The following is a 21,812-nucleotide window of genomic DNA, read 5'->3' as shown; positions in this document are numbered from 1 at the left end:
GATTGGAAAGAAAAGAGCGTCAGCCCCTCATCACCTTCCACACCAGCAGGGGGAAGACCAGCGTCGCGTCGGCCCATATCTCGACGTAATCAGCCTTCGCTCGTATCTTGCCCCAGCTTACGCCTTCACTCGGAGGTGCACCGCTGAGCGAGCCGTCCCAGGGGATGGCAGTGGTGATGTATATCGCGTAATCCGTTCCTCCTCTGAAGAGGTTGGCGTTTATTATCGCGTGCTTCGGAAGGGAGCCGCCGAGAATTATCGAGGCGGTCTCCTTGGCGGTAACAGCTAGATTGTTGAGCCTCACGATGTCGTTGGCGATGTCTATTACCAGATCTCTATCTCCGCGCTCCTCCTTGAAGAAGTAGAGCATGTCACCTATCGAGCCGTCGGTGATGGCCGGGCAGAAAATCGGGACGTTCCGCTTGTAGGCCCAGTAAATCACGCTCTTCTCCTTCTCCTTCCCGAGCTTCTCGTCCATGAAGCGGCCCATCTCGTATATGAACTCGCTCGCCGTCAGCGGTTTGCCCCTCTCGCGCTCCATCTCAAGAACCTGCTCGAAGAAGGGAATCATGTACTTCTCGAACTCAATGTAGCGGTCGTTGGGCACGAAGATGTTGCCAATCCTGTTTATGCCCTTCTCGCGCATTAAAGCGTCGTTCACCTGCCAGTCGCCGAGGATGAAGGGCTTCAGGGCCTTTATGAAGTCCTCCTCGATTCCACCGGCGGTCGTCACTATGACGTCAACCTTGCCCTCCTTCACGAGCCACGCAACCAGCTCGCGCAGACCGGAGGAAATTATGTTGGAGGTGTAGCCGAGGAAAACCCTGACCTCGTCACCATTCGCACGCTTTTCCTCCACCTTCTTCCATATCCCTATTGCCTTTCCGAGGTGTGTCGCTTGAAAGCCTATGCGCTCGTAATAGTCCAGAACCTCCTCAAGACTGGAAACATCGTCGGGCCAGGGCCCTTCTATAGGCAGCCCCTCAACCTCTTCGCTCTCCTTGAGGACTATATCCTTCGGCTCGGTCATGGTTTCGGGTTCGAAGGTGGACGTATAAAGTTTTGGGAAAGCGTTTTATTCCCCTTCCCCAACTTTTCTCCATGCCGGTGGAGATAAATCTGGACGGCCTTGGGGTCATCGTCACGGCCTCATCGCGCGGTATAGGCTTCAACGTTGCAAGGGAACTGTTGAAGAGGAACGCACGCGTCGTGGTAAGCTCACGGAATGAGGAGAACCTGAAAAAAGCTCTGGAGAAGCTCTCGGAATACGGAGAGGTCTACGGCGTGATTGCGGACGTCGGGGAAAAGGAAGATCTGGAAAATCTGGTATCAAAGGCCTGGGATGCCCTAGACGGTGTTGACGCCCTCGTCTGGAATGCCCCCAACGTCTCCTGCGAGCCATGTTTAGTCCATGAAGCTGACTATGCGGACTGGCTGGAGGCGGCGAAGCTTCACTCGATCGCTCCAGGTTATCTAACGATACTTCTCATCAGGAAATGGATTGAGAACGGGAAGAAAGGCATCCTCGTTTACCTCAACTCCGTCTCGATAAAGGAGCCAATGCCGCCGCTGGTTCTGGCGGACGTTACGAGGGCCGGCCTGGTTCAGCTGGCGAAGAGCGTTTCGAGAACCTACGGAAAGCACGGAATAAGGGCCCACAGCGTTCTGCTCGGAAGCTTCGATACACCCGGCGCGAGGGAGAACCTTAGGGCAGTCGCCGAGTCGAGGGGAGAGCCCTTTGATGAGACCTGGGAGCGGGAAGTGCTTGGAAGAACGCCCCTCCACAGAACCGGCAGATGGGACGAGTTAGGTTCGCTGGTGGCCTTTCTCCTGAGCGAGGAGGCAGAGTACATGCTCGGCTCGACGGTGGTCATAGACGGCGCGATGACGAGGAGTGTTGACCTCTGAAAGAACAATAAACCAGTAAAAACAAAAACTGGAAAACCTTCAAATCACCAGTCCGCCTCGTGAATCAGCTCTCCCTCCGCAAAGACGTGCGTCGGGTAGTTCTCCATGTGGAACGGATCGCCGTTCCAGACCACCAGCGAGGCCCACTTGCCCTTCTCTATGCTTCCGAGTCTGTCGTCAACGCCGAGTATTTTCGCGTTGTTGTGAGTGATAACCTTTATCGCCTCCGCCTTGCTCATGCCGAGCCTTATGAAGTGCCTGAGCTGGAGGTAAAGGTTGGCCTGGAGCGTAACTGGGTGGTCGCTCATGAGTCCGAAGAGGGGCTTGACCTCAAGTAAATACTTCGCGTTCTTCCAGTCCTCGTGCTTCAGCTCGACCTTATAGGGATGGGAGTCGAAGGGGCCGTAGATTACAGGAACGCCCTCTGCCTTAATCTTCTCAAAGGTCTCCCTGCTGTGGACGTCGCCGGCGTGCTCGATGGTTATCTTGAGCCCGAACTTCCGCTTTATCATGAGGAGCGCCGCGATGTCATCTTCCTTGTGGACGTGGACGCGGAGCGGAACTTCTCCCTTCAGGACAGGAATCAGGGCCTCAACGGTAGGCTCGACCTCCTCCGGCTCCTTCTTGCCCTTCTCAAGGAGCGCTATGGTGTTTTTGGTTTTTATCAGCCAGTTGAGGAGAATCCCTATCGCACCCATCCTCGTGCTAGGCCTCGTCCCTTTCCACTCCTTTGTCGAGCGCGGGTTGTAGCCGAAGGCCGCTTTAACGCCGGCGTACTGGATGAAGGTATCCTCTATGTCGCGTCCATAGTTCTTGATGAAGACGGCCTTTCCGCCGATGATGTTTCCACTCCCCGGCAGAACCGATGAATACAGCACACCGAACTCAATGGAGTGTTGGAAGGCCTTGTCGTCCATGTAGATGGAGTAGAGGGCATCCACCAGGGGAAGAACCGCGTCCATCTGCTCGTTGGCCTCTCCCTCCTGATAGGGCTCGCCGTAGCGATCCATTCCTATATGACTGTGGCCATCTATGAAGGCAGGGGTCACAACGCCCTCCGCTATCACCTCGGCTTCCTTTGGCTTCTCCTTCGTTACGCCCACGATGTTTCTATCAAAAACGACGTAGACGTCCCTCAAAACGTTGCCCAGACCGTCGTAGAGAAGATTAGCCTTGACAGCTTTCACGTTCATCACCGTTAAGAAATGTGCACTAACGTTTAAATGCTTGTCGATTCCCGAATTGAAGAATTACACAATTCGATAATTATACAGTCGGAAAAGGTGTAAGAACGGAAAAGGCTCAGTAGGGGAACTCGACACCCATGTCCTTCGCTATCTCGCGGAGGTGAGCTATGCGCTCCCTGGTCGGTGGATGGGTTGCGAGGAGCTGGGAAACCCTGTCGCCCTCGAAGTGATTCACTATGAAGAGATGGGCCAGCCCAGGGTTGCCGAGGGGCTTTTTCTTCTTGGCCGCAGCCTCCTCCTTAAGTTTCTTAACCGCCTCGTCGAGTTTGAGGAGAGCGCTCGCGAGGGCCCAAGGCTTCCCGCTGAGTCTTGCCCCGCCCTCGTCGGCCGCAAACTCCCTCCGTCTGCTTATAGCCGAGCGGATTATTATGGCCGCTATCGGGGCGGTTATGGCGATGAGGAGGGCGTAGATGAAGCGGTCGAGGCTGAGGCCCCCGAAGATGACCTTGAAGAAGGCCAGGTACTTGGTTATGTACGCTATGTAAACCACAGCTCCGGCCAGGGCACCCGCTATCGTCCCCACGAGGATGTCGTGGTTCTTCACGTGGGTCAGCTCGTGGCCGAGAACGCCCTCAAGCTCGTCCCTATCGAGGAGCTCCAGTATCCTGGTCGTGACCGTGACGAGGGCGTGCTTCGCGTTTCTGCCCGTGGCGAATGCGTTCGGCGTTGGGTCGTCGATTATCGCTATCCTAGGCATCGGAAGGCCGGCCCTTTTGCTGAGCTTTTCCACTATCTCGTAGAGCTCGGGTGCCTCCTCCCTGCTCACTATCTTGGCTTTCATCATCTTGAGAACGAGCTGGTCGCTGTACCAGAGGGAGAGGAAGCTCATGCCAACGGCGAACCAGAACATGTAGGTCATCCATCTAGCGCCGCCGAGAAGGTAGCCCATGGCCATCAGAAGACCGGTTAGAAGGGCTATCATGAACGTTGTCCTGAGGAACAACCAGAGTTTCACATCCATCACCTCTTTGGTTTACCTTTCAAACCGCCTTTACAAACCTTTCGTTCACTCCAAAAGTGGGCAGAAATGGGAAGTCAGAAGGTGGGGGCGTAGCCCATTTCTTCCGCTATCTTCCTAAGCCTCTCAATCCTCGCCTCGGTGGGCGGGTGAGTTGAGAACAGACTCGCCAGGCTGGTTCCCTTGAACGGGTTCACTATGAACATGTGAGCCGTTGCTGGGTTTCCTTCCCTCATCGGGCGGTAGCTGACGGCGCGCTCTATCTTCATCAGCGCACTCGCGAGCGCCCAAGGTTTGCCGCTTATCTTTGCCCCGCCTTCATCCGCTAAAAACTCCCTCGAGCGGCTCACGGCGGCCTGGATGAGCATCGCCGCTATTGGAGCCAGAACCGCTATCAGTATGGCCGCAAGCACGTTGCCGGCATCGTCTTCATCCCTTCCGAAACCGCCGAAGATGGCTATCCACCGGGCCCAGTAGGCGAGCTGGACGATGGCACCGGCCAAGGCCGCCGCGAAGGTTCCGATGAGCATGTCTCTATTTTTTATATGAGTAAGCTCATGGCCTATCACTCCCTCGAGCTCGTCCCTGTCGAGGATTCTGAGCAGGCCGGTTGTGACTGCAACGACCGCGTGCTTCGGGTCTCTCCCCGTGGCGAACGCGTTTGGCGTCTCGCTGGGAATTATGGCCACCCTCGGCATCGGCAGGCCTGCGTTCTCGGCGAGCTTTCTGACTATCGCGTAGAGCTCAGGGGCCTCGAACTCGTCAACTATCCTCGCGCGGTACCAACTCAGGACGATTCTATCGCTGTACCAGTAGGTTATGAAGTTGAAGACCATCGAGAACAGGAACATCAGGAAAGCCACGCTGGGGCCTCCAAAGACGTAGCCGATGGCCATCAGTAACCCGGTCAGTACGGCCATCAGCAGACCCGTTCTGAGCCACAGACCAAGCCCCATGATCTCACCTCCAGCGAACTCTCACTCCCATAAGGAGAGGCGAATCTACAAATAAAACCTTTTGGTACAAGGTTGAGTATAAGGAAAGAGAATAGAGGGCATCACATGCCCATGTCCATGCCGCCCATTCCGCCCATACCAGGCATTCCGCCGCCCTGGCCGCCCTCGGGCTTACTTATCTTGGCGGCGATGACGTCGTCGATCCTGAGGATCATTATGGCGGCCTCGCTGGCGCTCTTGATGGCCTGCTTCTTGACGCGGAGCGGCTCGATGATACCCTTGGCGAGCATGTCGGCCGGCTCGCCCTCGAAGACGTCGATGCCTATGGCCCTGCCCTTGTTCTTGTGCTCGCTGATGACCTTGACGAGCATCTCGACGGTGTCGAGACCGGCGTTCTCAGCGAGGGTCTTCGGGATTATCTTGAGAGCGTCGGCGAAGTTCTCGATGGCCAGAGCCTCCTTGCCGCCGACCTGCTTGGCGTACTCGTCGAGCTTGATGCTGAGCTCTATCTCGCCGGCACCTCCGGCCGGAAGAACGTAGCCGTCCTCCATGACGTCCTTGACGACCTTGATGGCGTCCTCAAGGGCCCTCTCAACCTCGTCGATGACGTGCTCGGTGCCACCGCGGATGAGGATGGTGACCGCCTTCGGGTTCTTGCAGCCCTCAACGAAGATCATGCTCTCGCCGGCGATCTTGCGCTCCTCAACGAGGTCGGCGTGGCCGAGGTCCTCCGGGGTGAGGTCCTTAACGTTGGTAACGACCTTAGCTCCAGTGGCCTTGGCGAGCTTCTCCATGTCGCTCTTCTTAACTCTCCTCACAGCGAGGATGCCGTACTTGGCCAGATAGTGCTGGGCAAGGTCATCAATACCCTTCTGGACGAAGAGAACGTTCGCACCGGTGGCGGCGATCTGGTCGACCATCTCCTTGAGCATCTTCTCCTCCTGCTCGATGAACTGGAAGAGCTGGTCCGGGCTGGTGATGTTTATCTTGGCATCGGTCTCGGTCTTCTTGACCTCGAGGGCCTCGTTGATGAGCGCGATCTTGGCGCCCTCAATCCTGGTCGGCATCCTCGGGTGGACGCGCTCCTTGTCGATAACAACTCCGCGGATGAGCTCGCTCTCCTCGACGCTCTCACCGGCCTTCTTCTCTATCTTGATGTTGTCGATGTCCACGACGTACTTTCCATCCTTCTTCTCGGCGACCTGCCTAACAGCGTCAACGGCGAGCTTCGCAAAGAGCTCCTTGTGGCTCTCGGCGTTCTTGCCGGTGATTGAGGTCATGGCTATCTTCATGAGGGTCTCCTCGTCATCCGGGGTAACCTCGATGGCGATCTCCTGAAGTATCTCCTGGGCCTTCTCAGCGGCCATGGTGTAGCCCTTGACGATGATGCTCGGGTGGATGTTCTGGTCGAGAAGCTCCTCGGCCTTCCTCAGGAGTTCGCCAGCGATGACGACGGCGGTAGTGGTTCCATCGCCAGCCTCCTTGTCCTGAGTCTTAGCAACCTCAACCATCATCTTGGCAGCGGGGTGCTGGAGGTCTATCCTGTCGAGAATCGTGGCTCCATCGTTGGTGACAACGACGTCACCAAGGCTGTCGACGAGCATTTTATCCATACCCTTTGGACCGAGGGTGGTCCTAACGGTTTCAGCAATAATCCTAGCAGCCAGAATGTTAAGCCTCTGGGCATCCCTTCCAACGTACCTCTGGGTCCCCTCAGGCAGAATAACAACCGGCTGTCCGCTAAGCTGTGCCATTTGACATTCCTCCTATCAGATTCCTTTTTGCAGAAACGCTTCGTCAGCGTTGCATATAAATTTTTGGGTCAAAAATTTCAAAAAATACCGATATACTTGAATAAATGACAGAAACCAATGTCGAAACTGGGGGAAAGGGCTAAAACCTTGAGGACCAAGGCACCGCTGGTGGGAGCGATGGAACCCATGATATACCAGCTGGCCCCAGAGAAAGCCCTGAGCATTCTTGACGTCATAGAGAACTACGGCGTCGTGAGTGTGGACGTTGACAACGCCGCATCAATTCTAGATGATATGCTAGACTCTAATGCCGAAAAGCTCCACTACGCCCGCAGAATTCTCGACGATGGAAACGTTGATAAGGCCGTTTTAGTTGTACGAGATGATACGGGGATTCTGGTCATCAAAATGGAGAACGTCGTTGAAATAAGGGTCACCGTTCGGGACTACTCAAGGCTGATTGAGGAGTTCGCACTTAACCAGGGGTGATTTCATGAAGCTGATAAAGCAGGGCGCGGAGGCCAAGATATACCTGGCGGAGTTCGGAGAGTACTTTGGTGCGGAGCTCCTTCCAGGCGAGAGAATAATCATCAAACACAGAATTCCAAAGCGCTACCGGATAAAGGAGATAGACGAACGGCTGAGAAAGGAGAGGACGGTTAGAGAGGCGAGGGTTCTCCACAGGGCGAAGGAATTCGGTGTGAACTGCCCCTACGTCTACGAGGTTGATATGAGGGAGATGAAGATAGCCATGGAGTTCATAGACGGTGAGCGCCTGAAGGAGCTTCTGGAGAGGCTGCCGATGGAGGAAAGGCTTCCCCTCTGCCGCGAGATTGGGAGACAGATTGGAAGGCTCCATGAGGTGGGCATAGTGCACGGCGACCTAACCACCAGCAACATGATACTCAGGGACGGAAGGGTTTACCTGATAGACTTTGGTTTAGCTGACTTTGACCCCACATTGGAGGCGAGGGGCGTTGACCTGCACCTCCTCAAGCGCGCCATGGAGAGCACCCACTATACCTGGTTCGAGAGAGGGTTTGAGGAGGTTCTTAAGGGCTACGCCGAGGTCAGGGGCGGGGAGAAGGCAGAGGAGATCAGGGCGAAGATAGAAGAAATCGAGAGCAGGGGGAGGTACAGGGAGCGGAGCTGGGTCGGGTAGGGACAAAGTGCAGAACTAATCCTGCCTGAATGCCCTTAGAACCCTCTCGAAAATTTCCCGCTCCTTCCCACGTTTCTTTCTAGCAAGGCTTTCAACGATGAGCTCCGGCGTGCTCCTTCCGAGCTTTCCAAAGATGGGCTGCCGGTCGACGATGAGGTTGAGCTTCTCATCCAGGCCTTTGGCCTCTATTCCGTCGACCCTGGCGAAGGGAAGCTCCTTCATGAGGTCTTCCCCCAGGTGCGACACTATGACAACGTAGAAGCCCTTCTCGTGGGCTATCTTCAAAAGTTCGCCGATTATCTTGACAGCCGCGCCGGGCTCGGTTATGGCCTCGAACTCGTCTATGAGGATGAGCTTTCTGCCCTCTCCGCGAAGGGCTCTAACAAAGGAGCGCAGGGCCGTCTCAAAGGCACCGGCACCGTAGGCGCTCCTCTTCCGCCTGAAGAAGAACAGCTCATCGAGAGGCTCGACCCAGGCCCTCTCCGCCGGAACCGGGAATCCCATGTGGGCGAGAACGGTTATCTGCGTCATCAGCTCCAAGAGGCTGGTCTTTCCACCGCTGTTGGCACCGGTGAGGATGACCACCCTCTCGCCGTGTATATCTTCGGCTCCCGGGACTGGGAACCCATCGGGCCTTTTCCCGACTGCATAGCTGACCGGCTGGGGGTTTTCAATGAAGAGATGCCGCCCGTTGACGAACGCTATTCCACCCTTCCAGAGCTCCGGGAAGGAAAAGCCCTCGGTGAAGTCCCTCACGGCCAGCAGGAAGTCCAGCTCGTGGACGCGGCCAAGTTCCTCCTTGAGCTCGGGGAGGAGGGGCATGATTCTCTCAAGCACTTCCCTGCTCCTGAGGTACAGCTCGACCTTGAGCTCCCTTTCGAGCTCCTCGCGGAGCATCTCTATCCTGTCCGGGGGAACTGTCACCGGGTACAGCTCCTCCCGGGAGAAGAGCTCAACGGTGATGCCAAGCTTTTCGCTCAGCTCGTTCTCGGCCGCGTTTATCAGATCAAGGATTTCCCCCTCGACCTCGCCGAAGTGCCTGAATATAGCCTCGTAGTTCCCGGCCTTGAGCTCCCCGAGGAAGTCGAGCAACTCTTTCCCGCTCAGCGTCAGGCTGAACTTCTCTAGCTTCTCAGCTATTTCCTCGTTAAGCTCGCGCTCTTTCTCCGCAACCAGCTCCTCAAGACCGTCGAGGAGCTTCCGCTTTTCCATAACCTCCCCAAGTTCGTTCAACTCACGGAGTATCTCCAAGGCGACGCTGCCCTCGCCGGTTAGCTCGCCGATCTTGGCCAAGGCCTCAAGCGTTTCCCGGTTCTCCCAGAGGGGCATGATGTAGAGTTCCGGGGCTATCTGGGACGGTGTTAGCTCGACGTCAATCCCGTAGCCGACGGTGCTGAGCACTAAATGATAGCCCTCGCTGTCTTCCAAACCCGTCGAAACCTCGCAGAGCCCCAGGCCCTGGGCCCTTTCGAGCTCGCTTTCGTCAACTATGAGAATCCTGTCGTGGAGGTAATCGCGGCGGAACTTTATCGGCTTGACTTTGGCTATCTGCTCCCTCAGCTCGGGCCGGATTTTGGGGAGGTTTTCCCGGAAATAGTCCTGCCTGCGGAGAATCTCCTTCTCTTCAGAGACAGGCTCGAATCGCTCAAGAAATGTCGAACTCCCTGGAAGGACTAACCGTCTCTTTATCTCCTCCCGGATTGAGCGGTATATCGCTTTAGCCTCGGGGTTCAGCTTGAGCGCCATCGTTGAAGGAATGTCCAAAGGGCTAAAAAAGTTACCTGAAGCCCAGAAACGGCAAGTCTTATAAGCCCGTGAAGTAACATCTAAACAATAGCCTCGGGTGAGATGGATGATAGTCGAGAGGCTTCTGAAGCCAAGCTATCGCATCAGGGTTCTGGAACTCAGAAAATTCGAGCCCAATGAGGTGGTGAAAGGACTCAGAGGAAAGGGAATCTACGTTTTTGAACTTACTCGTGACCTCGACGCGGAGCTCGCGGTGGAGTCTTTTCTCGCCTCAAGCTACGGAGGGTATGTGTACATAATCGACTTCGGGGAGGGCAGGAAGTTCCTCGCCAGGAGCACGGAACCCATCAAAGAAGATTCATGGCCGACCCCAAAGAGGTTCATGGCGAGGGACGAGAACGGGCTAAAGCGCTTCATCGTGTCCAGAACCTCCCTAAGGGAGAGGCTTCTTACAGAGCTGCCTCCCCTTGTGATATGGGGGGCCGTGTTTCTAGGGATAATAAACAGGGCCTTCAGAGACAATCCCGGCGGAAGCCTCTTTCTGGTATTCTTTGGTTTCATACTGAACGATTTAGCGAAACTAGTTGAATACGCCCTGATCGGCTACTGTGAAGAGTAGACCTCCTTCACCTTCTCAACCACGTGAATGCCCTCGATCCTCGTGAAGGGGTACTGACCTTTCTCGTCCTTCTCAACGGCCTTGACCATGTCCCATATCGTCAGCAGGGCAACCGTAACGCCGGTTAAGGCCTCCATTTCGACACCAGTCTTGTAATAGGCGCGAACCTCGCAGGTCGCCTCTATGTAGTCCTCGCCGAACTCGAATGAGATGTCAACACCCGTGAGTGGTATCGGGTGGCAGAGGGGAACCAGCTCCGGCGTCTTCTTGACGGCCAGGATGCCCGCTATCTGAGCAGTGGCTATAACGTTGCCCTTCTTCGTCTTCCCGGACTTTATCAACTCTATCGTTTCCGGCCTGAGCCTTATCCTGCCCTTCGCCACGGCCCTTCTGAAAACCTCCCTCTTGTGCCCAACCTCGACCATCTTAACGCCCCTTTCATCGAAGTGAGTGAACTCCTTCATGACTCTCCCCCGGCTATATAAGTCGCTCCCCTTTTAAAACCCTGCCCGTAATCCTTTTAAGTTATGTCCCCCTTACTATCGCTAGAGGTGGTAGCTCATGCCATCACCCGCCATACTCATCGAGAACCTCACCAAATCGTACGGGACCCTGAGGGCGGTTGATTCCCTCACTCTGGAGGTCAACGAGGGGGAGATCTTCGGTTTTCTGGGTCCAAACGGCGCGGGTAAAACCACCACCATCCTCAGCATGCTCAATCTGGTCATACCTGACGAAGGAAGGGTGGAGCTTCTCGGAATGGACGTGACAAAGGAGCCGATTCGGATAAAGGAACGGCTTGGATACCTCCCGGAAAATGCCACGATATACGGCGAGCTGACAGCATGGAAAAACCTCGAGTTCTTTGCCAACTTTTACAGGATGTCGAACGCTGAGAAGGAGAGGCGGATAACCGAGCTCCTGAAGATGGTCGGCCTTTGGGAGGTTCGCTACCGGAAGGCGAAGACATTCTCCAAGGGAATGAAACAGAGACTCCTGATAGCCCAGACCTTCATAAACGACCCCGAGCTGCTCATCCTCGACGAGCCGACGAGCGGCCTCGACCCGGAGGGGGCTCACCTCGTCAAGAGGCTCATCAGGGAGGCAAAGGCCGAGGGCAGGACCGTCTTCTTTTCATCCCACGTGCTCAGCGAGGTCGAGGAGCTCAGCGACAGGGTGGGCATAATCGTGAAGGGGAAGCTGAAGGCCGTTGGAACCCTCGGGGAGATAAAGAGGCAGTTTATGGAGCTTGAGGGCTACGAGATAAAGGTTGAGACCAAGGAACCGCTGCCGGAGATAGAGCATCCCGAGATAACAAGGGTTGAGGTGATTCAGCCGAACAGGGCGATAATATTCGCTAGAACCGACATAAGAGAAGACCTCTCCAGATACCTCTCCGAAAAAGGCCTCACGATACTGAGGCTTGATATAGAAGAACCCAGCCTGGAGGACGTTTTCCTCCGGACCATCTACGGGAGGGATGGGGAATGAGGAAGCTTTTGGCGGTTTTCCTCTCGCTGGTTATTCTGTCGTCGCTCGTCGCTGCTCAGCCTTACGTGACGGTGTTTGAGGGTAGAGTTTCCACTGGGCAGACGGTCGCCGTTGGGAACTACACGATAACTGTAGTTCAGGCCGCCGATGGAAGCTACTATCTGATGCTCAGAAACGGAAGCAGAATACTGGAGCTGAAGCCCTTCGCATTCGGAACTGAGATAGAGCGCGACGGTCTCAAGATACTCATCGGGAGCTACACCGCGCAGGGCGGCTTTATAGTTGTGTCCGTGAAGCCCGAGTTCGTTACGTCCCTAAAACCTGAAGTCGGTGCCAAGGCGGTTTTCGATGGAAACGTTGTTCGCGTTACCGCGGTGGGCAACAAGACCATCGATGTCTCCGTGAACGGCGTTGCGAGAACATTGGAGGTGAACGGAAGCGCCATCGTTGACCTTATAGCCCTTGAGTACGACGGGAAGGAGATAAAGGTGTACGCCGCGGAACCCGCCTCGGAAACGGTCAGCATGGAATACTCGGTGTTCTACCCCTACGGGAAGATAAGGGTCTCCGGGCCCGTTGACGTACCGATAACGATAACCAGCGCCTCAAACTCGGAGCTCAGCCTGAGCCTCCAAGTTACCTCGATGCCGGAAGGATGGAGGGCGAGCTTCCTGTACGGGGGAGTCGAGATCGAGGAGATAACGCTTCCCCCGAAGGGCTCGGTAACCATCAGCCTGCACATCGAGCCTGCAGGCAGTGGAACCCTCAGATTCTCCATTGGAGATTTCCCTGGAAGCGTCCAGATAGAGACCGCCGCCGTTGACGTCTCGATTCCGTATCTGAGCCTGGACGTGGAGGCGGGGCAGAAACTCACGATTCCGATAACATTCACAGGGAGCGGTACCGTGGAGTTCCAGCCGATGGACCTCCCGGCAGGGTGGACGATGTATCTGACGGACGGCCAGTACAGACTCAGGAGCTTTACCGTTTCAGGAACCTTCAGCGCCACCCTGCTCATCGAGATACCGAGGAACGCGACCCTTGGTGACCACAGGCTGAGGTTCATCGTAAACGGAAGGGAATACAGTCTGACGGTTCACGTATACAAGACCTACCTCGGACAGCCGGCGAAACTGACGGTGATCCTGACCGACGAGAGTGGGAACCCCGTGAAGGGATGGGTAAGCATCGGCGGAAAGAACGTTACGACGTCTGCTGTGGGCAGCGTGACTGTTGAGCTCTCAGCGGGTGAGTACAGAATCACCGCCGGTGCCCCCGGAGCCGTTCCAAAGGAGGAAACTGTGAAGCTGGGAGACGGCGAGGAGAAGACCCTCCGGATAACCCTCACAAGGGCCCCTTATTACTTCGAGGCCAAGCTCCAAAACGACGTTCTTACCGTGACCGCGGGAGGGAGTGCCAGCACTGAGATAACGGTCACCAACCTTGGCTCCAACGGGGATGAATACCGGGTCACTCTCGAGGGCCTTGAGCCCGGATGGAGCTACGTGATCAGCCAAGACCCCAACGGCGCCACCCCGATTGGAACACTAAAAGCCGACCCCGGCGAGAGTGCCAGCGCGTACCTCGTAGTCATAGCCCCGTTCAACGTAGTGTCGGGGGAAATAAACGCCAAACTCGTCATCACCGGGAAGGGCACCAAGGTCGAGAACCCCGTCACGATCAAAGTCGAGAACCCCGCGACCCTCTCCCTTAACGTGGATTATCCAACGCTTACGGTCAAGGCGGGAGGTTCGACTGCCACCACGATATGGGTTGACAGCATGGGAACCACGGTCACCAACATCAAGATAACCACCCAGGCGCCCAGCGGATGGGAGGTTGAGGCGGTCCCCAGCAGCATACCCCGCCTCGGACTCACCAGGCAGGGAAACGTAGCGACCATCGGGGGACCCAAGAGGGTGGAGCTGAGGATCAAGGTCCCCAAGTCAGCCCCCGCAGGGACTTACACCATAACCATAACCGCCACGGGCGACCAGGCCAAAGCAGAGACCGTGATAACCGTCAGGGTTACGCAGGGCTCGAGCAGCGCTTACATCGGCATCGTTTTGCTCGTGGTCGTATTCGGCATCGTGATATGGCTCATGAGGAGGGTCGGCAGAAGATGAACCCGGCCTGGAACATAGCCCTCAAGGAACTCTACACCTCTGTGAAGAGCAAGAGGTTCATTGTCATCATGGGCCTCTACCTCCTCATTTTTGGCCTCGCGGTCTACGGCATCAAGGACTACCTGATTCAGATGGGCGTTCCGGACGTTGAATCAAACGAGTTCGGCCTGTGGGGGACCAGCGGTGAGGTCTACATGACGCCGCTGGCGATGCTCTTCATGATAAACATGATGATAATCACCATCATCGGCGCCGTTCTCGGGGCCGCCCTCGGATCGGATGCCATAAACCGAGAGATCGAAACCGGAACTGCCAAGGTTCTCCTAGGTCACCCCGTTTACAGGGACGAGGTCATCAACGGAAAGTTCCTTGGGATGGGAGTTCTGATAGTTCTGACCAACATCGTGGTCTACGTTGCCATAGTCGCCGTGATGCTCATACTGGGAATTCCGATGGACAGTGACTCGCTCTTCAGGGGTTTCCTAGCGATTCTGGCGACGATGCTGTACACTCTGGTCTTCCTCTCGCTGGGAGTGCTGTTCTCAACGCTCTTTAAAAAGCCGGAGACCTCAATGCTCGCCGCAGTCGGTCTGGCGATTTTCCTCACGGTCTTCTACGGCATCGTGGTGGAGATCGTGGCGCCCAAGCTCGCGGGGCCCGAGCCGCCGTGGGGAACGAGTGCCCACGAGATCTGGCGGGAAACCGTGAACGCATGGATGACGAGGCTCCACTTCCTGAATCCCGCACACCACTACGCCCAACTCGTTCAGTACATCTTCGGAGGCGACAAATTCCTTAACTACTACCTCCCCCTGGGTGACTCCTTCACCTACGGCTTCAACAACCTGGCGATGCTGCTGGTCATGCTCTTCCTGCCCTTCGCCTTCGCCTACGTCCGGTTCATGACCAGCGACATCAACTGACTCTCCGCCTTTCTTATTTTAGAAAAGAAGGGGAGTGAAAAATCGAAATCAGCCCTTGGCAACTCCCATCGGGCGCATTCTCGCCACGAGGTTCGCTATGCCTGCCTGATGGACGACGTTCACAACGTTGTCGACGCTCTTGTAGGCTCCAGGGGCCTCCTCTGCAACTACCCTCAGCGAAGCCGCGCGGACGTAGATTCCCCTCTGGAGGAGCTCGCTCCTCAGCCTGTCGCCGCGGTACTGCCTGGTTGCGGCATGCCTGCTCATCAGCCTTCCGGCTCCGTGGCACGTTGAACCGAAGGTCTCCCTCATGGAACCCTCCGCACCGGCAAGGACGTAGCTCGCCGTTCCCATCGAGCCTGGAATCAGAACCGGCTGACCGACGTCACGGTAGGCCCTCGGCACGTCGGGGTGTCCGGCAGGGAATGCCCTCGTCGCTCCCTTCCTGTGAACCACGACCTTGACCTTCCTTCCGTCGACCTCGTGCTCCTCAACCTTGGCTATGTTGTGCGCCACATCGTAAACGATGCTCATCTCCATGTCTTCCGCTTTCCTCTTGAAGACCTCTTCAAAGGACTCCCTGACCCAGTGGGTTATCATCTGCCTGTTGGCCCAGGCAAAGTTGGCGGCGGCCTTCATCGCGCTGAAGTACCTCTGCCCTTCCTCGGTCTGGAAGGGAACGCTGACAAGCTCGCGATCGGGCCAAGGCACACCGTACTTCCTGTTGGCCTTCTCCATTATCCTGAGGTAGTCGCTCGCCACTTGGTGGCCGAGACCCCTGCTTCCGGTGTGAACCATGACAACGACCTGCCCCTCAAAGAGGCCATACGCTTTAGCTATCTTTTCGTCGAAGATTTTGTCAACGACCTGAACCTCGAGGAAGTGGTTTCCGGAGCCGAGGGAACCGAGCTGCGGCGCTCCCCTCTGCTTCGCCTTCTGACTAACTGCTCCTGGATTCGCCCCTTCCATCCTTCCGCCTTCCTCAAGGTGCTCGAGGTCCTCCTTCCAGCCGTAGCCGTTATCGACGGCCCACTTGGCACCGTCCGCCAGAACATCGTCGAGCTGCGTCCAGTGGAGCCTTACTCTTCCCTTGCTTCCCAGACCGCTCGGCACGTTCCTGAAGAGAGTGTCAACGAGCTCCTTTATCTTCGGTCTCACTTCCTTCTCGGTGAGGTTCGTCCTTATAAGCCTGACACCGCAGTTGATGTCGTAACCCACTCCTCCGGGGCTTATGACGCCTTCCTTCACGTCGAAGGCTGCAACACCACCGATCGGGAAGCCGTAGCCCTGATGACCGTCGGGCATGACGATGGAGTACTTGTAGATGCCGGGGAGCATCGCAACGTTGGCGGCCTGCTCAAGGGTTCTGTCTCCCCTCATCTTCTCTATCAGCTGGTCGTCAGCGTAAACTCTGCCCGGAACGCGCATTCTCTTGTCGTACTTCGGTATCTCCCAGCGTATTTTATCTATCCTCTTCAGCGGCACCATCCTCCCACCTCCGTTTTAGATTACCCTAACGTTATTTTAAGCTTTCGCGGGGTCTTCGAGCTTCAGCCTTCTCTCCTTCGGCACGTAGTTTATGAGCCTACCCTCCTTGGCCTTAGCCGAGCCGAGGTAGTATGAGCGCCATTTAACTATCACCCATCCGTGAAGGTCCTTATCGTCGATCTCAACGCTCTCGCCGGATAAATACCGCCTCGCCCTCTCGTCGTCCAGCTCGACGACGTTCTTCGTGGCTTTCGGTCCAACGAGGAATGAGCCTTCGATACTCAGCCTTATCCCGTCGCTCTCTATTCTCCCGAAGTACACCCCGTTCCTGTCGGGCCCTCTGATTTCGAAGGAGCAGGGCTTCCAGGCGTAGACCTTGTGATACCTCCCGCGTATCTCGTATACCAGCTCCGGCGCATATCCGTAGTTCTCAATGAGAAGCCTTTTGACGAGTTCGGTGTCATTCGTCTGCCCTATCTCAGCCCTCGGGTTGTCACTCATGCCCCTCCCTCCGGCTTGACCATCTTCGCGATGAAGAAGGCCTCGGTGTCGTTGTCGTTGGGGTGTATGCGGAGGGCTTTCTTCAGCTCCTCAGAGTAGGTTCGTCCCTCCCACTCAAGGACTGGCTCGCTGGTCTTCACGGGAAGGTCTATCTTCCCCAGCCTCGTGTCGGTCTTTCTGAGGAGATAGTCCACGACCTCCTCGTTTTCAAGGGGGTCTATCGTGCAGGTCGAATAAACCAGAGTTCCGCCCGGCTTGAGTGCCCGATAGGCGGCTAAGATTAATCTCTTCTGGATGTTCATGTATTTGATGACGCCCCTCAGGCGCCAGCTCTCCAGAAACTTCCACCTCTTCCTTATCATCCCCACGGAAGAGCACGGTGCGTCGAGGAGGATTCTGTCAAAGGTATTCTCAAAACGACCGAAGTAAGCCCCGTCCTTCGTTGTCACCCTCGCTATGAGGACGCCCATCCTGTTGAGGTTCGCTATGAGGACGTTGGCCCTGCTGAGCTTCGGGTCGTTTGCCACTATGCATCCTTCGTTCTTCATGTACTGGGCCATTTGCCCGGTTTTTGAGCCAGGGGCTGCCGCCATGTCGAGAACCAGCTCGCCGGGCTTCGGGTCGAGGACGACCGGAGGTATCATGGAGCTCGCTTCCTGGCCGAAGATTAAGCCAAGACTGTGCTCCGGGACCTTCGCGAGGTTGTCAACGTTGATGAAGAAGCCCTCGCGAACCCAGGGAACCGGTTCAAGCTCGAACTCCTCCTTAAGCCTCTCAACCACCACTTCGAGCGGCGCCTTGAGGGTGTTCACCCTTATGCTCTGCCTGAGCGGTCGGATTATGAACTCCCAGAACTCGTCGGTATCTTCGAGCCTCGAATAGCGCTTGTAAAAGGCAGGGTTGGTTTCTTTAATCCTGTCCCTCGCGCTCATGGAACCACCTCAGATGTCCGGCACCAGCTGCGCCATCCATCTCCCGTCCGGCAATTGCTCTATCTTCATCTCGTGATAGGTTATCGCCTTCACCTCTTCCTTTGGCTCGTGCTTCTCGTAGTCGAGAACCTCACCGCAGGCCTTCGCCCTGAGCCGGTAGCCTTCCCCGGTTCTCTCTATCTCGACGTCAACGTCTCCAAAGACCAGTTCCTCCATGTCGTGGAGCACGAGAAGCTCCTCAAGGAAGTTGTAGAGGAGCGCCATCAGATCTTCGCCCTCAACCTTAACCTCGCGGCATTCTTTGCTCTCCACCTTCCTCACGTCAACCATCACATCAAAGAGGGCGAGCGCAACGGCCTCGAAGGCTTCCTCAAGGCTCTCACCGTACCCCCTGATTCCAACATCAGCCGTGTGCTCGTAGTGCTCCCACTTCCTCATGCCCTTCACCCCCAGAAGGCTTATAGGGACGGAGGTTTATTAGCCTACGGGTGGGAAAATGAGGGAGATAACGCCTCGGAAAATAATCGAGATGAAGGGGAAGGAAAAGATAGCCATGATAACCGCTTACGATTACCCCTCGGCTCTCATAGCCGATAAGGCGGGGATGGACATAATCTTCATCGGCGATTCCCTGGGAATGGTTGTCTACGGTGAGGAAAACACGCTGAACGTCACGATGGAGCAGATGGTGTTCCACACCAAAGCGGTCGCAAGGGCCGTCAAGAGGGCGCTCGTCCTGGCCGATATGCCCTTCGGTAGCTATGAGGTGGACACCGAGGATGGCGTCAGAAACGCGGTTAGGCTCATACAGGCCGGGGCGGACGCGGTGAAGATTGAGGGCGGTTACGACCACCGAAAGCTCGTGAGGAAGCTGGTTCGCATGGGAATTCCGGTGATGGGGCACACGGGGCTTACGCCACAGCGCTATCTCCGCCTCGGCGGCTATCGGCTGATGGGCGAAACGGATGATGAAATCGAGGAAATCCTCCGCGATGCTAGGGCACTTGAGAAGGCCGGTGCCTTCGCCATAGTTCTAGAGTTCACGCTGGCGGACGTTGCGAAGCTCGTAACCGAAGAGGTCTCGATCCCCACCATCGGAATCGGTGCCGGCCCCTACGTTGACGGACAGGTTCTCGTCTGGCACGACCTCCTGGGAATCTACGAAAATACACCTCCCTTCGTCAAGAAATACGCCGACATCGGCGGCATGATAAGACTTGCCCTTGAGAACTACCGCGAGGAGGTAAAGAGCGGCGAGTTTCCGGCGAGGGAACACTACTGGGAGTTCCTCGATAAGGACGACTTCCGGAGAAAAGCCCAAAGAGCCCTCGAAAGGCTCGGAGAGGATGACTAGATGCTGAAGGGCAGAAGGATCACCGTCATCATACCCGCTTACAACGAGGAGACGAGACTCCCGAAGGTTCTTGAGGGGATTCCAGACTTTGTTGATGAGGTCATAGTAGTTGACGATGGCTCAAGCGACGGGACGTACGAGGTAGCCAAGGCGTTTTCCGAGAAGGACGGCAGGATAAATGCCATCCGACTTGAGAAGAACTGTGGCAAGGGCTGTGCGATGCGGGAGGGAATCAAGCACTCCAGTGGAGACGTCGTGGTCTTCATGGACGCCGACGGCCAGCACAGGGCCGAGGAGATAAGGAACCTCGTGGAGCCTATAGTCGCCGGCGAGGCGGATCTGGTGATAGGAGCGAGGAAGGTCGAAGAAGCCGGAAAGAGACCGCTCCACAGAAGGCTCAGCAACATAATAACGACGCGCCTCATCCGCCTCAAGCTGCGGCAGTACGTCTACGATACCCAGAGCGGCTTTCGGGCGTTCAGCCGGGAGTTCCTCCCGGAGATAGAGAGCGACCGCTACGAGGTCGAAACAGAGATGCTGATAAAGGCCGCCAAGAGGGGGGCGAGGATAAAGGAGGTGCCCGTGAGCATGATATACGATCCCTCCCGGGAGGGACGTTTCGGCCCGAGGGACGTTTTTCGCTTCGTCAGGGCGCTGTTCAGGTTCTGAGCTCGCTTTCCACCCTCACCGCGCCCAGGGTTCCCAGGGTTATGAGGAGAAAGCCAACCGCATGGTAAATCGTAAAGCTCTCGCCCAGCAGGACGCCCAGTCCGATTGCAACGGCCGGCGCTGGCGTTATGATGGCAGTAGCCTTGGAGAGGTTGATGAGCTTTATCGACCTGTACCAGACCAGCTGACCGACGGCTATCACCAGGCCCTCCGCGATAACAAAGCGGGAGAACTCCAGGCCGGTGGCGATGGCGAGTGGAAAGAGCAGCAGAAATCCGAAGGTGTTCCTCAGAGCCGCTATCGTGGGCGGACTGTACGGCAGTCTCTTGGCTATCACGTGGCCCAGCTGCCAGAAGAGCGGAACTAGGAGGAGAAGGAAATCGCCGAGGTGTAGCTCCATCGAGCGCCCCTGGAGTATGACGACGATCAGTCCGACCAGTATGGCGGCGGAGTAGCCAACCAGCCTCCGCGTTATTCTCTCGCCGAGGAAGAGCCACGAGAGGAAGAACGAGAAGAGCACCTCGCTCCGCGTTATCAGTGCTGCGTTTATCGCCGTGCTCATTCGCGCCCCGAAGGAATACGCAAGGTAGGCAAGGGCCGTGCCGAAAAGACCCACGAGGAAGGCCCTCTTTAGATTCCTCGGATTCTCCCGGATTTCTTCCAGTCCCCCGGAAACGATGAGTTTGACCCACAGAAAGGCCGATGCCACGAGTGCTGAAAAGGCGGCAAAGCTTATGGGATTGGATGGGTTGGACTTTATCACAACCGGCTCAAGGCCATAAATAAACATTCCAACGATTGCGAAGAGCGCGCCGAGGGTTTCCTGCCTCATACTTCCCTCTCAGCGCTTCATCTTAAAAAATCCTCGGAAAATTGTGGAGACTTCTACAAACTCCTACGGTCGAGGAAAGCCCGAGTAATGCCCCTCCATATCTTGGATTTTGTCCAAGATGGTGGGCAGGCTCCAGATTGTGGGGACATACGTAACAAAAAAGAATAAAACTAAAACTTAAAGTCACAAGGTTTAAATACAGCGATAACAAGATTATAATGAGGGATCGGGGTGGCGGCGATAACTGTGGGGCCCCTCACGATGAAGAGGATAGAGGCGTTCGGATTCACGATTCTAATCGTCGGAGCTATCCTCCTAGCCGCCACCCTGGGGGGAGTCTCGTACAAGTTCCAAGAGAACGTCGTGATACCCACTGGGGAATACTACGCATACAAGCTGGATGGATACGAATGGAGCGTGATACAGTTCTCCGTGAAGTCCAACGAACCGGTGACTATATGCATCACGGACGAAGTGGGCTTCAGAATCCTGAAGTCCGGCGATGGAGCATTGTGTCTGTTCAAGGTCGACGGCGCCACCAAGGTTGACAAAATCTGGCGGTTTCCCAAGAACGGTCCGATGTACCTAGTGATAATCCCCGACTCAAACGGCGACCCCGTTTCAGTCTCCCTCCGCGTGAAGGGCGGGCTGGTTCTGTGGTGAAATTCTTCATTAAAGACCATTCAACAAGGCAACCTCCTCAAAGGAGCGCCCAAAAATCATCACCTCTTGATTAAACTTTTGCCGGCAAGGTTGAGGATGGCAGTGCAGTCTCTGATCGGCCAAGCTTAACCAAAAGTTCCCTTTAAACAGCTATAAGATAGAGCGTGCGCTCTAAAACTTGTCCGTGATACTTGAACCGCGCTCCAAAGGAGCGCTAAAGACTCTTGAACCCTCACTTAAACACTCCCGTTGAATGAATCCTTGTTCTGCCCAAAAAGGGATTTTCAAAGAAATCCACTCCAGCACACACTTTTCAAAAGGAATCACCAACTTTTTGATCAAACTTTTGCCATGCAAAAGTTTGTTGTGGAGCCGGGAGCGGGATTTGAACCCGCGACCTGCGGATTACGAGTCCGCCGCCCTGCCGAGCTAGGCTACCCCGGCACCCGATGTTAAGGTTAACGGGAAGTTTATAAGTTTTTC

General features: G+C 55.9%; 22 protein-coding genes and 1 tRNA gene. 10 read left to right on the top strand and 13 right to left on the bottom strand.

The window, feature by feature from the left end:
• Positions 1-19 precede the first annotated feature (19 nt).
• A complete protein-coding gene (locus A3L10_RS02300; protein WP_088866213.1) occupies positions 20-1,030 on the bottom strand; it encodes a deoxyhypusine synthase in 1,011 nt (336 codons plus the stop codon).
• A 71-nt stretch (positions 1,031-1,101) separates the two neighbouring features.
• On the opposite strand from A3L10_RS02300, the gene A3L10_RS02295 reads away from it, so the two are divergent.
• Complete coding sequence (locus A3L10_RS02295) at positions 1,102-1,908, top strand: SDR family oxidoreductase (RefSeq protein ID WP_088867527.1); 807 nt, start codon at positions 1,102-1,104, stop codon at positions 1,906-1,908.
• A 44-nt stretch (positions 1,909-1,952) separates the two neighbouring features.
• On the opposite strand, the gene A3L10_RS02290 is transcribed toward A3L10_RS02295, so the two are convergent.
• The 4 genes from A3L10_RS02290 to thsB form a co-directional block, all read right to left on the bottom strand.
• A complete protein-coding gene (locus tag A3L10_RS02290; protein ID WP_088866212.1) occupies positions 1,953-3,095 on the bottom strand; it encodes an amidohydrolase in 1,143 nt (380 codons plus the stop codon).
• A 115-nt stretch (positions 3,096-3,210) separates the two neighbouring features.
• Positions 3,211-4,110, bottom strand: coding sequence for a M48 family metalloprotease (locus A3L10_RS02285; protein ID WP_394335108.1), 900 nt, complete (start codon positions 4,108-4,110; stop codon positions 3,211-3,213).
• An 80-nt stretch (positions 4,111-4,190) separates the two neighbouring features.
• Positions 4,191-5,069 (bottom strand): zinc metalloprotease HtpX, encoded by an 879-nt coding sequence (locus A3L10_RS02280; RefSeq protein ID WP_088866210.1) that lies wholly within the window; start codon positions 5,067-5,069, stop codon positions 4,191-4,193.
• A 101-nt stretch (positions 5,070-5,170) separates the two neighbouring features.
• Positions 5,171-6,823: a thermosome subunit beta gene (gene thsB / locus A3L10_RS02275; RefSeq protein WP_088180421.1), complete on the bottom strand. Its 1,653-nt coding sequence runs from the start codon at positions 6,821-6,823 to the stop codon at positions 5,171-5,173.
• Between the two features lie 177 nt (positions 6,824-7,000).
• Between thsB and A3L10_RS02270 the strand changes: the two genes are divergently transcribed.
• Both A3L10_RS02270 and A3L10_RS02265 read left to right on the top strand, forming a co-directional pair.
• Positions 7,001-7,312 (top strand): hypothetical protein, encoded by a 312-nt coding sequence (locus A3L10_RS02270; RefSeq protein WP_088866209.1) that lies wholly within the window; start codon positions 7,001-7,003, stop codon positions 7,310-7,312.
• Positions 7,313-7,316: 4 nt separating this feature from the next.
• On the top strand, positions 7,317-7,985 hold the full coding sequence (locus A3L10_RS02265; RefSeq protein ID WP_088866208.1) for a Kae1-associated kinase Bud32: 669 nt from the start codon (positions 7,317-7,319) through the stop codon (positions 7,983-7,985).
• 15 nt (positions 7,986-8,000) lie between these two features.
• Here the strand turns inward: A3L10_RS02265 and A3L10_RS02260 are convergent, their stop codons facing one another.
• Positions 8,001-9,731 (bottom strand): P-loop NTPase family protein, encoded by a 1,731-nt coding sequence (locus A3L10_RS02260; RefSeq protein WP_088866207.1) that lies wholly within the window; start codon positions 9,729-9,731, stop codon positions 8,001-8,003.
• 106 nt (positions 9,732-9,837) lie between these two features.
• Here A3L10_RS02260 and A3L10_RS02255 point away from each other — a divergent pair, with 106 nt between their 5' ends.
• A complete protein-coding gene (locus A3L10_RS02255; RefSeq protein ID WP_088866206.1) occupies positions 9,838-10,350 on the top strand; it encodes a hypothetical protein in 513 nt (170 codons plus the stop codon).
• Here the strand turns inward: A3L10_RS02255 and moaC are convergent.
• Positions 10,335-10,814 (bottom strand): cyclic pyranopterin monophosphate synthase MoaC, encoded by a 480-nt coding sequence (gene moaC / locus A3L10_RS02250; RefSeq protein WP_088866205.1) that lies wholly within the window; start codon positions 10,812-10,814, stop codon positions 10,335-10,337. The genes A3L10_RS02255 and moaC overlap by 16 nt on opposite strands.
• Positions 10,815-10,911: 97 nt before the next feature.
• On the opposite strand from moaC, the gene A3L10_RS02245 reads away from it, so the two are divergent.
• Genes A3L10_RS02245 through A3L10_RS02235 form a run of 3 tightly spaced genes read left to right on the top strand, consistent with a single transcriptional unit; the run spans position 10,912 to position 14,890 of the window.
• Positions 10,912-11,841: an ABC transporter ATP-binding protein gene (locus tag A3L10_RS02245; protein WP_088866204.1), complete on the top strand. Its 930-nt coding sequence runs from the start codon at positions 10,912-10,914 to the stop codon at positions 11,839-11,841.
• Positions 11,838-13,967 (top strand): COG1470 family protein, encoded by a 2,130-nt coding sequence (locus A3L10_RS02240; RefSeq protein WP_088866203.1) that lies wholly within the window; start codon positions 11,838-11,840, stop codon positions 13,965-13,967. The genes A3L10_RS02245 and A3L10_RS02240 overlap by 4 nt, the downstream gene beginning before the upstream one ends.
• A complete protein-coding gene (locus tag A3L10_RS02235) occupies positions 13,937-14,890 on the top strand; it encodes an ABC transporter permease (RefSeq protein ID WP_232461004.1) in 954 nt (317 codons plus the stop codon). The genes A3L10_RS02240 and A3L10_RS02235 overlap by 31 nt, the downstream gene beginning before the upstream one ends.
• Before the next feature lie 48 nt (positions 14,891-14,938).
• On the opposite strand, the gene A3L10_RS02230 is transcribed toward A3L10_RS02235, so the two are convergent.
• The 4 genes from A3L10_RS02230 to A3L10_RS02215 form a co-directional block, all read right to left on the bottom strand.
• Positions 14,939-16,270 carry an RtcB family protein gene (locus A3L10_RS02230; protein WP_449353732.1) on the bottom strand — a complete coding sequence of 444 codons (1,332 nt, stop codon included), beginning with the start codon at positions 16,268-16,270 and terminating at the stop codon, positions 14,939-14,941.
• Positions 16,271-16,414: 144 nt separating this feature from the next.
• Entirely contained in the window at positions 16,415-16,879 is a 465-nt protein-coding gene (locus A3L10_RS02225) for a methyltransferase RsmF C-terminal domain-like protein (RefSeq protein ID WP_088866200.1), read from the bottom strand.
• Complete coding sequence (locus tag A3L10_RS02220) at positions 16,876-17,811, bottom strand: tRNA (cytosine(49)-C(5))-methyltransferase (protein ID WP_088866199.1); 936 nt, start codon at positions 17,809-17,811, stop codon at positions 16,876-16,878. Before A3L10_RS02220 ends, A3L10_RS02225 begins: the two co-directional genes overlap by 4 nt.
• Positions 17,812-17,820: 9 nt before the next feature.
• Positions 17,821-18,249, bottom strand: coding sequence for an archease (locus A3L10_RS02215; protein WP_088866198.1), 429 nt, complete (start codon positions 18,247-18,249; stop codon positions 17,821-17,823).
• A gap of 58 nt (positions 18,250-18,307) precedes the next feature.
• Here A3L10_RS02215 and panB point away from each other — a divergent pair, with 58 nt between their 5' ends.
• Positions 18,308-19,165 carry a 3-methyl-2-oxobutanoate hydroxymethyltransferase gene (gene panB, locus A3L10_RS02210; RefSeq protein ID WP_088866197.1) on the top strand — a complete coding sequence of 286 codons (858 nt, stop codon included), beginning with the start codon at positions 18,308-18,310 and terminating at the stop codon, positions 19,163-19,165.
• Positions 19,166-19,834, top strand: coding sequence for a glycosyltransferase family 2 protein (locus A3L10_RS02205; RefSeq protein WP_088866196.1), 669 nt, complete (start codon positions 19,166-19,168; stop codon positions 19,832-19,834).
• Here A3L10_RS02205 and A3L10_RS02200 read toward each other — a convergent pair.
• Positions 19,824-20,666, bottom strand: a complete 843-nt coding sequence (locus A3L10_RS02200) for a DMT family transporter (RefSeq protein ID WP_088866195.1) — start codon at positions 20,664-20,666, stop codon at positions 19,824-19,826. The genes A3L10_RS02205 and A3L10_RS02200 overlap by 11 nt on opposite strands.
• Before the next feature lie 231 nt (positions 20,667-20,897).
• Between A3L10_RS02200 and A3L10_RS02195 the strand changes: the two genes are divergently transcribed.
• Positions 20,898-21,329: a hypothetical protein gene (locus A3L10_RS02195; RefSeq protein WP_232461003.1), complete on the top strand. Its 432-nt coding sequence runs from the start codon at positions 20,898-20,900 to the stop codon at positions 21,327-21,329.
• 367 nt (positions 21,330-21,696) lie between these two features.
• Here A3L10_RS02195 and A3L10_RS02190 read toward each other — a convergent pair.
• Positions 21,697-21,773, bottom strand: a tRNA-Thr gene (locus A3L10_RS02190).
• Positions 21,774-21,812: the final 39 nt, after the last annotated feature.

Origin of the sequence: Thermococcus radiotolerans, assembly GCF_002214565.1 — an archaeon.
Classification (GTDB): domain Archaea; phylum Methanobacteriota_B; class Thermococci; order Thermococcales; family Thermococcaceae; genus Thermococcus; species Thermococcus radiotolerans.
Note: the sequence above shows the minus strand (reverse complement) of the source record. Positions and strands in the feature narration are given on the sequence as shown.

Bases quoted from the DNA above. Each gene is read 5' to 3' on its own strand.
- A3L10_RS02300 (WP_088866213.1), bottom strand. From the start codon at position 1,030: ATGACCGAGCCGAAGGATATAGTCCTCAAGGAGAGCGAAGAGGTTGAG.
- A3L10_RS02295 (WP_088867527.1), top strand. From the start codon at position 1,102: ATGCCGGTGGAGATAAATCTGGACGGCCTTGGGGTCATCGTCACGGCC.
- A3L10_RS02280 (WP_088866210.1), bottom strand. From the start codon at position 5,069: ATGGGGCTTGGTCTGTGGCTCAGAACGGGTCTGCTGATGGCCGTACTG.
- thsB (WP_088180421.1), bottom strand. From the start codon at position 6,823: ATGGCACAGCTTAGCGGACAGCCGGTTGTTATTCTGCCTGAGGGGACC.
- A3L10_RS02270 (WP_088866209.1), top strand. From the start codon at position 7,001: ATGGAACCCATGATATACCAGCTGGCCCCAGAGAAAGCCCTGAGCATT.
- A3L10_RS02265 (WP_088866208.1), top strand. From the start codon at position 7,317: ATGAAGCTGATAAAGCAGGGCGCGGAGGCCAAGATATACCTGGCGGAG.
- A3L10_RS02260 (WP_088866207.1), bottom strand. From the start codon at position 9,731: ATGGCGCTCAAGCTGAACCCCGAGGCTAAAGCGATATACCGCTCAATC.
- A3L10_RS02255 (WP_088866206.1), top strand. From the start codon at position 9,838: ATGATAGTCGAGAGGCTTCTGAAGCCAAGCTATCGCATCAGGGTTCTG.
- moaC (WP_088866205.1), bottom strand. From the start codon at position 10,814: ATGAAGGAGTTCACTCACTTCGATGAAAGGGGCGTTAAGATGGTCGAG.
- A3L10_RS02245 (WP_088866204.1), top strand. From the start codon at position 10,912: ATGCCATCACCCGCCATACTCATCGAGAACCTCACCAAATCGTACGGG.
- A3L10_RS02240 (WP_088866203.1), top strand. From the start codon at position 11,838: ATGAGGAAGCTTTTGGCGGTTTTCCTCTCGCTGGTTATTCTGTCGTCG.
- A3L10_RS02235 (WP_232461004.1), top strand. From the start codon at position 13,937: ATGGCTCATGAGGAGGGTCGGCAGAAGATGAACCCGGCCTGGAACATA.
- A3L10_RS02230 (WP_449353732.1), bottom strand. From the start codon at position 16,270: ATGAGGGGAGACAGAACCCTTGAGCAGGCCGCCAACGTTGCGATGCTC.
- A3L10_RS02225 (WP_088866200.1), bottom strand. From the start codon at position 16,879: ATGAGTGACAACCCGAGGGCTGAGATAGGGCAGACGAATGACACCGAA.
- A3L10_RS02220 (WP_088866199.1), bottom strand. From the start codon at position 17,811: ATGAGCGCGAGGGACAGGATTAAAGAAACCAACCCTGCCTTTTACAAG.
- A3L10_RS02215 (WP_088866198.1), bottom strand. From the start codon at position 18,249: ATGAGGAAGTGGGAGCACTACGAGCACACGGCTGATGTTGGAATCAGG.
- panB (WP_088866197.1), top strand. From the start codon at position 18,308: ATGAGGGAGATAACGCCTCGGAAAATAATCGAGATGAAGGGGAAGGAA.
- A3L10_RS02205 (WP_088866196.1), top strand. From the start codon at position 19,166: ATGCTGAAGGGCAGAAGGATCACCGTCATCATACCCGCTTACAACGAG.
- A3L10_RS02200 (WP_088866195.1), bottom strand. From the start codon at position 20,666: ATGAGGCAGGAAACCCTCGGCGCGCTCTTCGCAATCGTTGGAATGTTT.